12 protein-coding genes and 1 tRNA gene are annotated in these 13,156 nt (G+C 36.5%); 7 read left to right on the top strand and 6 right to left on the bottom strand.

The genetic code is table 11. The features are described from left to right. Window positions 1–12: 12 nt before the first annotated feature. Complete coding sequence (locus tag Fsol_RS00750; protein WP_108673002.1) at window positions 13–1,092, bottom strand: C45 family autoproteolytic acyltransferase/hydolase; 1,080 nt, start codon at window positions 1,090–1,092, stop codon at window positions 13–15. Window positions 1,093–1,255: 163 nt separating this feature from the next. Here Fsol_RS00750 and Fsol_RS00745 point away from each other — a divergent pair, with 163 nt between their 5' ends. Then, window positions 1,256–1,633 (top strand): VOC family protein, encoded by a 378-nt coding sequence (locus tag Fsol_RS00745; protein WP_108673001.1) that lies wholly within the window; start codon window positions 1,256–1,258, stop codon window positions 1,631–1,633. A 49-nt stretch (window positions 1,634–1,682) separates the two neighbouring features. On the opposite strand, the gene Fsol_RS00740 is transcribed toward Fsol_RS00745, so the two are convergent. Both Fsol_RS00740 and Fsol_RS00735 read right to left on the bottom strand, forming a co-directional pair. Beyond that, window positions 1,683–2,432 carry a lysophospholipid acyltransferase family protein gene (locus tag Fsol_RS00740; RefSeq protein ID WP_108673000.1) on the bottom strand — a complete coding sequence of 250 codons (750 nt, stop codon included), beginning with the start codon at window positions 2,430–2,432 and terminating at the stop codon, window positions 1,683–1,685. Then, window positions 2,410–2,871, bottom strand: a complete 462-nt coding sequence (locus Fsol_RS00735) for a protein-export chaperone SecB (protein WP_108672999.1) — start codon at window positions 2,869–2,871, stop codon at window positions 2,410–2,412. The genes Fsol_RS00740 and Fsol_RS00735 overlap by 23 nt, the downstream gene beginning before the upstream one ends. A gap of 72 nt (window positions 2,872–2,943) precedes the next feature. On the opposite strand from Fsol_RS00735, the gene Fsol_RS00730 reads away from it, so the two are divergent. From Fsol_RS00730 to Fsol_RS00710, 5 genes are all read left to right on the top strand, one after another. Beyond that, a complete protein-coding gene (locus tag Fsol_RS00730; RefSeq protein WP_108672998.1) occupies window positions 2,944–4,152 on the top strand; it encodes a phage portal protein in 1,209 nt (402 codons plus the stop codon). Between the two features lie 85 nt (window positions 4,153–4,237). Next, window positions 4,238–4,314 (top strand) — tRNA-Pro (locus Fsol_RS00725). 189 nt (window positions 4,315–4,503) lie between these two features. Continuing rightward, window positions 4,504–6,336 (top strand): ribonucleoside-diphosphate reductase subunit alpha, encoded by a 1,833-nt coding sequence (locus Fsol_RS00720; RefSeq protein ID WP_108672997.1) that lies wholly within the window; start codon window positions 4,504–4,506, stop codon window positions 6,334–6,336. A 168-nt stretch (window positions 6,337–6,504) separates the two neighbouring features. Beyond that, the gene (locus Fsol_RS00715) at window positions 6,505–7,110 is read left to right on the top strand and encodes a 3,4-dihydroxy-2-butanone-4-phosphate synthase (RefSeq protein ID WP_108672996.1); all 606 of its coding nucleotides are present in this window, start codon (window positions 6,505–6,507) and stop codon (window positions 7,108–7,110) included. 69 nt (window positions 7,111–7,179) lie between these two features. Beyond that, complete coding sequence (locus Fsol_RS00710) at window positions 7,180–8,184, top strand: DUF6765 family protein (RefSeq protein ID WP_108672995.1); 1,005 nt, start codon at window positions 7,180–7,182, stop codon at window positions 8,182–8,184. On the opposite strand, the gene nuoI is transcribed toward Fsol_RS00710, so the two are convergent. Both nuoI and Fsol_RS00700 read right to left on the bottom strand, forming a co-directional pair. After that, window positions 8,141–8,599: an NADH-quinone oxidoreductase subunit NuoI gene (gene nuoI, locus Fsol_RS00705; RefSeq protein WP_108672994.1), complete on the bottom strand. Its 459-nt coding sequence runs from the start codon at window positions 8,597–8,599 to the stop codon at window positions 8,141–8,143. The genes Fsol_RS00710 and nuoI overlap by 44 nt on opposite strands. A gap of 66 nt (window positions 8,600–8,665) precedes the next feature. Next, window positions 8,666–10,375, bottom strand: a complete 1,710-nt coding sequence (locus tag Fsol_RS00700; RefSeq protein ID WP_108672993.1) for a cation:proton antiporter domain-containing protein — start codon at window positions 10,373–10,375, stop codon at window positions 8,666–8,668. Window positions 10,376–10,531: 156 nt separating this feature from the next. On the opposite strand from Fsol_RS00700, the gene mraY reads away from it, so the two are divergent. Continuing rightward, window positions 10,532–11,557 (top strand): phospho-N-acetylmuramoyl-pentapeptide-transferase, encoded by a 1,026-nt coding sequence (gene mraY / locus Fsol_RS00695; protein ID WP_108672992.1) that lies wholly within the window; start codon window positions 10,532–10,534, stop codon window positions 11,555–11,557. Here the strand turns inward: mraY and Fsol_RS00690 are convergent. After that, the gene (locus Fsol_RS00690) at window positions 11,554–12,921 is read right to left on the bottom strand and encodes a cryptochrome/photolyase family protein (protein ID WP_108672991.1); all 1,368 of its coding nucleotides are present in this window, start codon (window positions 12,919–12,921) and stop codon (window positions 11,554–11,556) included. The genes mraY and Fsol_RS00690 overlap by 4 nt on opposite strands. Window positions 12,922–13,156: the final 235 nt, after the last annotated feature.

Genomic DNA, 13,156 nt, shown 5'->3' with positions numbered 1-13,156 from the left:
ATAAATTTCAAATTATAATTCTTGAGTATGAAGCGGTACATCAGCGAACAACTCATGCATATCGATACATTCCCATTCTTCATCTTCTAGCGTTCTTTTAATATGTAGATTATATGCACCAGCATCATAAATTATCTGATATATAGTCAAATTCCATGTAGCACCTCCATCGGATAATTTTCTATCCAGCATATTCATTACATCAGATACAGAAACGGCAGTTTTTGCAAGATTCAACAAATTATTCATTCTAGTTACACCATACCAAGTATTTTCATCTGAAATGACAGATCTATTCCATGTCTTATTTAGATAGAAATTAGTTGAGGCGTACACACTATTTTCCTCCGGAGTAAAAGATTTCATTCCATAATATGAAGAATATTCATACGCTCTGACATACTTTTTATCAGCCACATTTACAACAAGAGAGTAGTCAGATTCTAATTGCTGAAGCTTACTATCCAATTCTAGCAAGTTTCTGCTACTCTGAAGCGTGCTTAACAGACTTATAAGTAAAGATTCTCTCTCTTGATTTACAGCTTTTCCACCAGATGGAGTCGCATTATTAAACTCTACAAATAGTGAATTTTGATTAATACAAGTAGAGCAGTATATCTGACCTGGCATTCCTATAAAGGCAGTTGGTATTGCATTCTCTTCTAGCAAGATTGTGATAAGTAAATACTTCGCTAGCTTTGAAAAAGGTGCAGGAAAATCATAATTTCTTCCTATAATTACAGAGTCTCCAGTTTTAAATGGAGGTATTGCCACAAAAGCACAAGCGCTTATTTCGCTTCTGTTAGCTATCAGAGAATTGAGAGTTTCCATACCATTCAATATCTTCGCATCGCCTAAAGTGAGATCTGCACCATTAGCAACACCTTTTATGAAATCTTGAAACGAACTCGGATATCTCTCATAAAATGCATTTGTTTTGTTTAACAGCGCATCGTTAGAGAAATGGTGCTTACCGATAAAAAACTCTTTGATAATACCAAGAGAGGTTTTTAATTCAGCTTGCAATACTGCGCCATACTGAAATCCCATTTCGTATTTCGTCCCTTTCAAAGTAATACGCTTTATACTCATGATGAATTTTATATCAAAAAATTGCTAATGTCATACCGATTTCAGTGCATAAACAATACGACAGTATTAACAGATAGTAGCATACAAAATAAAGTATCCGCAAAGGAGTTTCTGTCATTGACACAAGGAAAGAATACTGTACTGATATCATTTTTTACAATATATGACTGAAAAACATACTATATGCTGGATTGATATACCAGTCGAAAATCTCGAACGTGCAATTGCATTCTATAGTGCAGTTTTAAATCAGAAAGTTCAGAAAATTTCAGAACACGGTTTAGAATTTGGCTTATTACCTCACGTGAATGACAACGTTTCTGGATGTTTAGCTGTAATGGAAGATAGAAAACCTTCAAAGAATGGAGCATTAATATATTTAAATGTTGAAGGTTTTCTCAATGAAGCAGTAGCAGCTGCGTTAAAGAGTGATTCCACTCTTCTAAAACCTATAGAAAGTATCGGAGATTATGGCTTCAGAGCAATAATTACAGATAGCGAGGGAAATGCGATTGCACTTTATTCGAAATCAGGTAAGTAACATGAAGTAACAATATGAAGTGCATGATATATCTACTGAAAATCGAACATTAAATTGAATTTATTTTACTTTGTAAAGTCTTCATAAATTCTTCTTTTGATAGATTTTGTGGTAATTTATCATGCACTCTCACAGTAATAAGACCAGATTCGATACTAAATCGTTCTTTTTTCCACAACTTACCTGAATCTAAAGCTACTGGTATCAATGGAACGTCTCCAAATTTTTCTGTGATGTTTTTATATACCGCATATATACCGTGTTTACACTCGGCAACAACGCCATGAGATACTCTTGTACCTTCCGGAAAGATTAGAAAACTTCCACTTTCTTTTAAATTTCCTTCTGCACTTTTTACTATCTTTCGCAATGCTTCCATGCCTGCATTTCTCTTTATTGGCACCATATCTAGCACTTTTAAGTACCATCCATAGAATGGAATCTTAAGTAACTCCTCTTTTACAACAAATGATAGTCCTTTGAACAAAGTGAAAAAAAATATCGTCTCCCATGGCGATTCGTGCTTTGAAGCAATAAGCACTCTTTTTTCGCTGATTACGGAAGCATTATCGCATAATACACGATACCTTACCCCGCAAATTATCCTTAAAAGAATCATCACTCCAAACGCCCATATAACAGCGATCTTCCGTTTTACTATTCTTCTAATAACGGTAGAAATGAAGACTGGAGAGAAAATCACCGTAATAAAAAACGTCCATACGGATAGTGTAAAGTAAAATACGCAAGTTCTGACAAAATTCATAATAGCGCCATCATTCTGACTTTTTTCGCGCATATAATGCTGCGAAATCAAACGGCGCTAACAATAGCACTGGATAAGAGCCAAGACATGCAACATCAGAAACGATGTTTCTCACATACGGAAATAACAAAGTAGGAGTTGTAACGAATAACATAATTTCTCTATCCTGCTCAGATACGTGCTCTGCTATCGTAATTCTCGCGCAATACTGCAACTCCACGACGAAAACTAACTGCTCCTTGAACATTGATTCTACTTTACAGTTCAGCACCACGTCATATGTATTGCGAACGTCAAACACGACTACATTTACATCAAATGATACTCTAATATCCTGCTGTATAGGTGATTCAGAAGAAATGTAGTGTCCATTACTCTCAAATGATAAATCCTTTAAGAATTGAAATTGCACTTCCAACACTGGTACCTGTTGTCCCTCTAAGGAAGAGGTTGCTTTATCGCTATTTTCCATGTTTTTGCGAATAAAAATAATATTTCATAACTAAGCTACTACCACGCATTACACACCTGTAGCATAGTCTGAGTGTCCAAGAATAATTTAACTACAAATACGATGCTGTCAAGAATATCAAAAATGTTACACATGAAATCCGATGTTAAACCTTCTGGCTCCTCTTATATATATCAGCTTGGTAAGCCTGTATGGAGTAACAGACGATATGAAGAATTCGCAAAAGCATATACAGAAAACGTAATAGTACATAGAGCAATCAAGATGATTGCAAATACGGCAGCGAGTATACCAATAAAACTTTATCAAGCATCAAATAAAGGTGATATATTATTGCATAATCATCCAATTCTCGAATTACTTAGAAATCCTAACTCAGAACAAAGCGGCACAGATTTTCTAGAATCGTTGTATACTTACCGCCTTATTAGCGGAAATGCATTCGTTCTTGGAAAACAAAGCGATGATCAGAACATGAATTTTCAGACATTAGAACTTCTTTGTCCAAGTGCGATTAACGTTTTAGCTGGAAAAGATGGTAAACGTGCAGGGTACAGACACACAATCGGTAATTCATACTGCGACTATGCAGTTGCAGAAGATGGTACGTCTAACATCCTACATATCAAAAACTTTAATCCATTATCTAACTGGTATGGACTCTCATCTATTGAATCCATTGCTATCAGTGTCGATCAACATAATCAAGCAAGTATTTGGAATCAATCGCTACTGCAAAATGGTGCGCGCCCTAGTGCTGTACTCACACTGCAAAATTACGTTAATCAAGAAGAATTTGAAAGACTGCAAGAATCTATTCGAAATGCATTTACAAGTCCTGATAATGCTGGCAGATTGCTGCTACTAGAAGGAGGACTAGAATTAAAGAGTCTTGGATTTTCTCCTCAAGACATGGATTTTCTTGAATCTAAAATGTGCAGTGCAAGGGAAATTGCAATAGGATTAGGTGTACCTCCTCAGTTACTCGGACTTCCGGGCGAAAATAAATATAATAATTTCGAACAAGCTAGAATCTCTTTCCTCGAGCAAACGGTAATACCGCTGGTACAGCATACTGTACATCACCTCAACAAATGGTTAATTAAGAAAACTACTAACTTTCAACTCAAGCATGATGCAACTCTCTTAAGTGCAATGGCAGATAGAGTGCATTCAACATGGGAAAGATTAGAAAAAGCTACCTTTATTACTATTAATGAGAAAAGAGCAATGCTTGGATTAGAGCCTATGGCAGAAAAAGACATAAATCAAAAATTTTAGCTTCCGCACACTTTCTTGACATCTATATTAGTATAAGGTAACAATCAAGGTATTACGCTGCATGATCCTTCTTGATGTGCAGCTACGGGGCATGGCGCAGTCTGGTAGCGCATCTGGTTTGGGACCAGAGGGTCGGGAGTTCAAATCTCTCTGCCCCGACCATAAACTTCCTTCAAATCACACTTCTCTACTAAGAACTGATATTACGCCTCTCACGAGCAATGATAAATGTATGTGTTTATTTGTGTGTTTTTTATAGTGCATCTTTTCGCATTGAAATTTATGTTTTTATTTGTATTTTTTTTGTGACGCATCTCTATACTTCCAACACATTTACCGAGAAACTTTCACATGAGCGATATCATTTTCAAGCAACGCAAGTTTCATGTCAGCATAGACTTACGACGTAACGAGAGGTTACAAGAATTCTCCCGTACAGTGATGAAAGATAGGTATTTAATAGGTAATGAAACGCCACAGGATTTATATTCAAGAGTCGCATCATACTACGCATCCGATAGCGAACATGCGCAAAGATTATACGATTACATGAGTTTAGGATATTTCTCTCCACCTACACCCGTACTATCCAGCGGCGGTACTACAAGAGGATATCCTGTTTCATGCTTTCTAAATGAAGTCCCGGATAGCTTAGATGGAATACTCGATACAATACATGAGAACGGTAAGCTTTCAGCAGCAGGAGGAGGAATAGGTACTTACTGGGGTAATGTCCGTTCTATAGGTGAAAGAATTAGCGGGAAAGGCCGTACTTCTGGTATAATGCCATTTTTAAAGATGTCAGATTCAGCGGTGCTTGCTGTATCACAAGGAAGTCTTAGAAGAGGAAGCGCAGCAGCATATCTACAAGATTCACATCCGGAAATTAGAGAATTTATCGATGCGAAGAAATTAGTAGGAAGTGGAGATTTGCACAGAAAATTTATCAATCTCTACCACGGTGTACTGTTAACAGATGCTTTTATGAAAGCGATGATTAACGGAGATGACTGGCATCTTAGAAGCCCTGCCACTGGAGAAATTATCCGAACTGTCAAAGCGCGCGAAATATGGATACAATTGCTTATAAGTAGACTAGAAACAGGAGTACCGTATATCATTTTCATAGATAACGTAAATAAGCAACGTCCTGACATTTATAAGAAGTTACAACTAGAAGTGAAGCTTTCAAACTTATGTACCGAAATAGTTCTTGCAACAGGTGAAGATTACAATGAAAGAATAAGAACTGCAGTATGTATCTTATCTTCTGTGAATTTAGCAGATTATGAAAAATGGAAAGACAACGACAGATTCATATACGACATATTACTATTCCTCGACAATGTAGTAGAGGATTTTATAGGCTCAGCCAAAGGTTCTCAGTGGCATAAAAACGCTGTCTATGCCGCTACTCAAGAACGCAGTCTCAGCCTTGGAGTAATGGGATGGCATGATTTTCTTCAACAAAAGGGGATTCCTTTTAACTCAGAACTCGCTAAAAAATACAATCAAGAAATCTTTTCTCACATAAAAAAGAAAGCTGATATTGCTTCGACGGAAATTGCTAAACAGAGAGGCGCTTGTCCTGATGCGCAAAAAGCTGGCGTAATGAAAAGATTTGTACACGTCACTGGCATAGCTCCTACCGCTTCTATCTCTATCCTCAACGGTAATACGTCACCATGCATAGAGCCATGGCAAGCCAATTGTATAGCGCATAAAACATTATCCGGTACGCACTACGTGCAGAATAAGAATCTTACGAAATTATTACAGGAAAAAGATCAGAATCTTCCGGAAGTATGGACTTCCATTATGGCAAATAATGGATCAGTAGCGCATTTGTCGTTTCTATCACAAGAAGAAAAAGAGATTTTCAAAACTGCATTTGAAATAGATCAAATGTGCTTGATAGAACAAGCGGCAGAAAGACAGCAATATATATGTCAAGCGCAGTCTTTAAATCTCTTCTTACCACCTGATGTAGATAAAACTTACCTTCATAACCTTCATAAAAGAGCATGGGAATTAGGTATTAAATCTCTCTACTATTTGAGATCTCGGTCACTTCAAAATGTGAAGATCTCTCATGCAGAGCAAAATAGCAGCATGACGCAACTCGAGATGAATATCGGAACACGTAAAAATACAACCAATGATGAATGTGATGTATGTCAATGATCTAGTCAATTTTGTAGCACTTCAAAAGTAAAAATATACGATAAATCTAAATCAACAGATGCAAAAGAGAGGCCTATGCAAATAGGACTTTAATTCATTTCAAGTTTAGATTGACTTTCATTATAGCATGTACCACTCTACCGACAGATTATTCTACGTAGTACGACAATGAAGCATGACTATCATGAAGTGAAGGAAGCTGTAGAAGCACTTCAAAATGGACTACCAATTCTCTTATACGATGCTGAAAAAGAGAATGAATGCGATGTTGTAGTAGCTGCACAAGCGGCGACAGCAGAAATCGTCAATTTTATGGTAACTCATTGTAGAGGTCTTGTATATGTAGCAATTTCAGCCTCTATAGCAACAAAACTTTCCTTGAAGTTACAAGATGTAAGAGGAAGCAATGATTTTACTGCTTTTACGATGTCAGTGGATCATATAGACTCTACTACTGGTATTTCTACGATGGAAAGAGCTAAAACTATCAACGCACTAGCAGATCCTACATCTATCGCGCATTCATTTAAAACTCCGGGACACATTTTTCCAATTATCGCTAGAGATGGAGGACTAAAGACGAGAAAAGGACATACAGAGTCTATTGTTTTTCTGATGCAGCTAGCAAATATGCATGAAGCAGGCGCAGGATGTGAAGTACTGGACGCAAAAGGCTTTCCACTAGCAGGAAATGATGTGTTTCAGTTTGCATCAGAACATAAACTGATATGCATAAGCGTGGCGCAACTTCTACACATCGCGATGAAGCGATAAAATCGTCGATCATCTTCCGCAGATTACAATACGCATGTATGCATACAGCTGGAAACGCTAAAATCGAAAATGAATTTTGAATTTCACTACTACGTCAACTTTATTGTCGCTATTACCGCAGGCTTCACATTCAAAGATGCTTGTAAAATAGCGTATAGCGCACAGTATGTTGATCACAATCATACTCAATACAATGTTTACTTGGCAAAAGCAGGAAAAAATATCAAGCTTTTCACAAATCATGTAAGCTGCAGTAATAATATAATGAATCCTTCTCAATTGCCTCTTATATTATATCTTGCATTTCACTTCGTACCTGGAAATCCGCAGATAGTAGCGATAAATAGAAGCGATCAAGTGAAAAATTTTTTATGCACTACCAAGAATGCCAACTTAGCAAAAAAAATGCTAATAAAAGGATTAGAGACTAAAGATCCTTACTACATAGGCATAGCATCGCATGCTTACGCTGATACATGGGCACATCAAAATTTTTCAGGAGTAATAGATGAGATAAATGCATTATACCCTCCGCGATCTTACCTTCAAATAGGGCATCTAGATGCATTTACTCTTCCGGATTCGATAAATACCGTGTGGTATGATACGAGGCTAAAGAACCCTCTCGTGGATAATAACGCTATTTTCATAGAAGCAGCAATATATCTTCTGAAGCATTATATGAAATTCAGACAACACTCTAAAGTTAATTATATACAAAGCAAGAGACAGCTGCAGCAATTTCTTGGTAGTACATTTCAAATACCAAATATAAAATATAGAATACAAGAATATCGTAAATATATAGAACTTACCTATAGTAAAAAGCTACAATACTTCGACGAAATGAAATGGATAAAAAAGATAAGCAACCATGAAATCATTGATGACACGATATTTGTGCAAGATATCTCTCAATTTCAAAACAGCGATTGGTACAAATTTCAGATCGCGTGTAAAGCTTATTTTGAATGCATCTATCCTAAATTACTCGCAAGAATTCACAGTTACTACCGCAATTATCCTGTTTCTACAGAACTCTCTCCCACCTCTTTCCATTATCTAACAACTTAGATTTTGTATATACCAACTCTACGTGAGTTTCCTTAGCGAAATCATAGTTTGGCCCTTCCACTATTGCATACACAGGACATGCTTCTTGGCATAATCCGCAATATATACACTTTGTCATGTCTATATCGTAGTGCGTTGCACATCTGGTGCCATTACTGAGTTGAGTCGTGGCCATTGTAATTGCCTGTGCTGGACATATGGCTTCACACAATTTACAGCCTATGCATCTCTCTTCTCCGTTATCATATAACAGCAACATGTGCTCTCCTCTCATCTTCGTGCCGACTGGATTTCTTTCGAACGGATATCGAATCGTAACTTTAGGCTTGAAGCAATAAAGTACACCTATTGCTATGCCCTTTACTACATCATATAGAAGAATAAACTTCAAGAACATCAATAAATTTCCGAACATCTTCTTTCTAACTACCTTCTGCGTTTAGTATTGCAAATAATGAATATGATGTAAACTTCAGCATCACTAATCGTGCGATACACCTTTGAATAATTCTATTTCTTCTATCAATAGATAATCATTTTTCCTAATTTTTTGCTTTAATTTTATCACTTCACTTTCAGGTATCTCTAATCTCATTAATACACATCCTCCTAATTGCAGCCCCGTCTCTATCGTAGTTGGTACTGTTTGAGATGCACCTAACTTTTTGATTCCCCTTGAGTGCCTATAGTCCTCTACTTTGGCTATAAGAGGTACATCACTGAAATACTCACCAAACATACGTACTGCCTTTGCAAGTATTCCTTTATCACTCATGCACAATACTACAGCTTGCGCTTTATCTGTTCTTACAGTGTCTAATGACTCTTTTTTCAGAAAATCTGCATAAAATACCGGAAAACCCTCTCTTCTAGCTGTTTTTACCAGCATAACATTACTATCTAATGCAACATACGGTATTTGCTCTTGTTCTAACATGTATGCCACAGTACGCCCTACTCTACCAAATCCTGCAATTATTACATGTTGTTCAAGATCACTTATTTCACTACGTTCTTTCGAAGCTAATGACAAGTTCTTTGATTCTACTAAATCCTCTATCTTCATACCAATAAAAGCCAGTAACGGTGTGAAAGCCATGCTAATGGTGATAATCATATATAACAAACGGGTCATTTCTGGCTCAATCAGCCCCTTTCCAGATGCTAAGGAGAATAACACGAATGTAAATTCTCCTCCTTGTCCTAAAACTAAACCAGCATGCGCCGCTGCGCCCCAACTCATTTTCCATAATCGACACAGTATTCCAATTATCAACCCTTTACAAACAAGTAATATGACTGCGCCACAAAAAATCTTCTCATAATTCTGCGCTACTTCGTCTAAATCAAGAGACATACCTACAGTAAAGAAGAACAATCCTAACAATAGACCATAGAATGGCATGATACTCTCTTCTATTTTCTGTCTATATTCTGTTTCAGCAATCAATATCCCTGCTAACAAAGCGCCCATTGCTTCTGACACGCCAAATTTCTTCATCACATGCGAAGCGCCAAGTACTAAGAAAACAGCAGTTGCCACATATATTTCCTCTTTCTTCACGCTTCCAATCAATGATAGAAACGGTCTCAAAAAAATACGTCCTGCAATAGTAATACCAATAATTCCAACCATTGCTTTCAAAGCCGCAATCCCCATCGCAGAAAGTATTGTATCAGTACTTTCTTTTGTGGATAGAAGCTCAGTAACAGAAAACAATAATACAACTATAATATCTTGCAATAACAGTATTGCGAGTGCAGCTCGTCCTACGCGAGTGGACGTCCTCTTGTTCTCTTCCAGTACTGGCATTACAATCGCTGTCGAAGATAAACTGAGAGACGTTCCTATTAAGATACATACATGATGTTCGAGAGACGAGAGTTTCATGATTATGATAGACAGCAGCACCGATGTGAGAATCACCTGTCCTCCACCCATTCCGATCACATACCATCTCATTTTTATCAGCCTTTCGAATGTCAGCTCAAGTCCTATGACGAACAGCAGAAGTGTTACGCCAAGTTCAGCAAGCATCTCTATCACCGAATGATCTTGCACGATATTGAATCCATGCTTGCCAAGTACCGCGCCGATCGTTAAGTACCCTAATACAGGACTTAACTTAATTTTATGTGACAGTACGACAATAAAAATAGAGACCGATAGTAGTATCAATACATCAAACATCGTCCATACACATATTATCTCTAAATCGTCTTGATAGATTATACGTGTTATCTAAAGAACATCAAATAGTATTCATTTTTTGTTATAATTATCATGGACTTCGTACCATTTTTCATATTTAACTAGTGAGGAAAATACGATATAGACATCCTATATATGCCAATTATCACATTCTTTAGCGCTTTCTTCGCATGCATCCTTTATCTTAAGGTAGCAATTTCGCTGTTAAAAAAACTTGTACCTAAAGGACAGCCAATAAGAAAGGATGGTCCTACAAATCATATTATTCAAAAGAAAAATACACCTACATTTGGAGGAACAGCATTTGCGTGCATATTACTTGGAACACATATTGTAATGATGCTGAAACACGATGATGTAAGGCATCTTTTTTTGTGGTCTCCACTATTATGCATGCTAAGCTATGGCATACTTGGCTTTTATGATGATTTTTTAAAAGTGAAATTTCATCATTCAAACGGTCTTTCTGCAACAATGAAATTATGCGCGCAACTTATAATAGGCTTGATTGTGACTTTTTATATCTCGCAATATCATCAATCGCAATGTGAGATATGGATACCAATACTAAATGTAAATATTCAAGTCAGCTTACTTACATATTGCATATGGGGCGCTATAGTGTTAGTTGCATCATCCAATGCTTTTAATCTGACCGATGGAGTAGACGGGCTGGCCACTACTACAAGCATTATAGTAATAGCGGCAGAAATTGCTATTTTATACTTATCTTCTCATTTCTCGAATAGTGAATTACCATTGCTTAAAACAGTAAGTAACGCAGTATTATTATCTCTTTGCTTCTCATTACTCGGCAGTTTATTCGGTTTCTTAGTATACAACAAACATCCTGCAAAAATCTTCATGGGTGATGTAGGTAGTATGGCTTTAGGTGGATTTATAGGTTGCATTGCATTGATTACGAGATGCGAATTGTTGCTGCCGCTATTCGCAATAGTACCGGTATTAGAGACATTATCTGTTATCTTGCAGGTATCTCACTATAAAATTACTAAAAACAGACTCTTTCTCATGACGCCAATACATCATCATTATGAAAAAAAAGGATGGACAGAAAATGAGATCAATATCAGATTCGGTATCCTTTCAGTAATATCATGCATTATAGGATTGTTGCTGTTTTATGCAGGTGTACATTAATTCTCAAGATCTGCATTGCGACTTGCCATCATACATTTTTTCAAGAAAGCGGCTTTTGTTGTAGATAAATCAACTATCGGCGAAATATACTGCTGCTCATGCAGTACATCATGCAAATGCTTAGCCGGAACATCTCTTAGCTCATGTATCCATCGTTTTATGTATTCTCCATCTTTATCAAATTTCCTACTTTGTAAAAACGGATTCATCACTCTAAAATAAGGAGATGCGCTAACTCCACTTCCTGATATCCATTGCCATCCAAATGCATTACTTGCAACATCAGCATCTACCAAAGTATCCAAAAACCACGCTGCGCCATACTGCCACTTCACATGCAAATTCTTGATTAGAAATGATGCTACAATCATCCTTACTCTGTTAGGTAACCATCCGATCTTCCATAATTGCCTCATACCAGCATCTACAATAGGATATCCCGTTTTACCGCACTGCCATTTCTTTATTATCAAATCATTCTCTATCCATTCTATTTTATCAAAGTGCGCTAATTTTGAGCGATAGTAGTAGTCTGGCATATGTTCCAAAGTATGATAAGAAAACTCTCGCCAAAATAATTCTGAGAGAAATTTGTGAACAGATTGATCTACAAGCATTGATTTTATATCACATAGCATTCGCCTTACACTTATTTCTCCAAAGTGGATATGAGGAGAAAGTAATGAAGTACCGTTAACAGACATGATATCTCTACGTTCTGCATACAGTAATATGCTTCTTTCTCGCGCATTCTCTTGAAATAATTGCCATTTCTGCAAAGCAAATTTTTCACCTATTTGCCAATAATTTTCCATTTCACTCCACCATTTTATCCCTTTTATTTGAGGGATTGCGCACATTACGTTACGCAAACGATAAGAATCGTGAATACTACGAAATCGCGGTAACGGTAACATTACTGCTATTTCTTCAAGTCTATCCAATGCTTTTTTAATAAACGCACTAAAGACTTTAATTTGCACATCACTAAAAGCGTCGCTAAATAATCGATTAGGATAAAATTTATGAAGCGTAATATGACACTCAATCAACATTGTAAGTAAGAATTTAGGCAAATCGTCATTGTGATAAATTCCAGCTATTTCAAAAAATGCTACTATCATATGAAAATCCGCTAATATATTTTCAACGAATATTACTTGTATCTTATAATCCGCTAATACGTCCATAAAGTTTCGTACAGCATTCAATCTCCACCATCTACTAGCGTGACCTGTCAATTTTTCATCTATACATACTACTATAATCGGCAAATCTTGATTCGCTGCATAAAATAAAGCTGGATTATCGTGCAATCTAATATCGTTTTTAATCACTACGAGATTAATTCTAGAACGCTGCATTTACATTTTTTATAAATCGGTTATCAGAGTACTTTTTCAATATATAAAACAATACGAATTATGTTCTGAAGCTTTATATAAAAACTACTACAACACATTGCACTATTTCTCATGTATCTATAACAATTAACAGCAACATTTTTACGAAAATTTTCAATACAACAATATAACATCTCGCTAATAAAGGTCTCATAGATTTCAGAGTGCAGATTCATTAACAAATCGTTCTCGCTAT

The sequence above is a fragment of the Candidatus Fokinia solitaria genome (genome assembly GCF_003072485.1).
Lineage (GTDB): Bacteria > Pseudomonadota > Alphaproteobacteria > Rickettsiales > Midichloriaceae > Fokinia > Fokinia solitaria.
The sequence above is the reverse complement of the archived record's forward strand: the minus strand, read 5'-3'. Positions and strand labels throughout refer to the sequence as shown.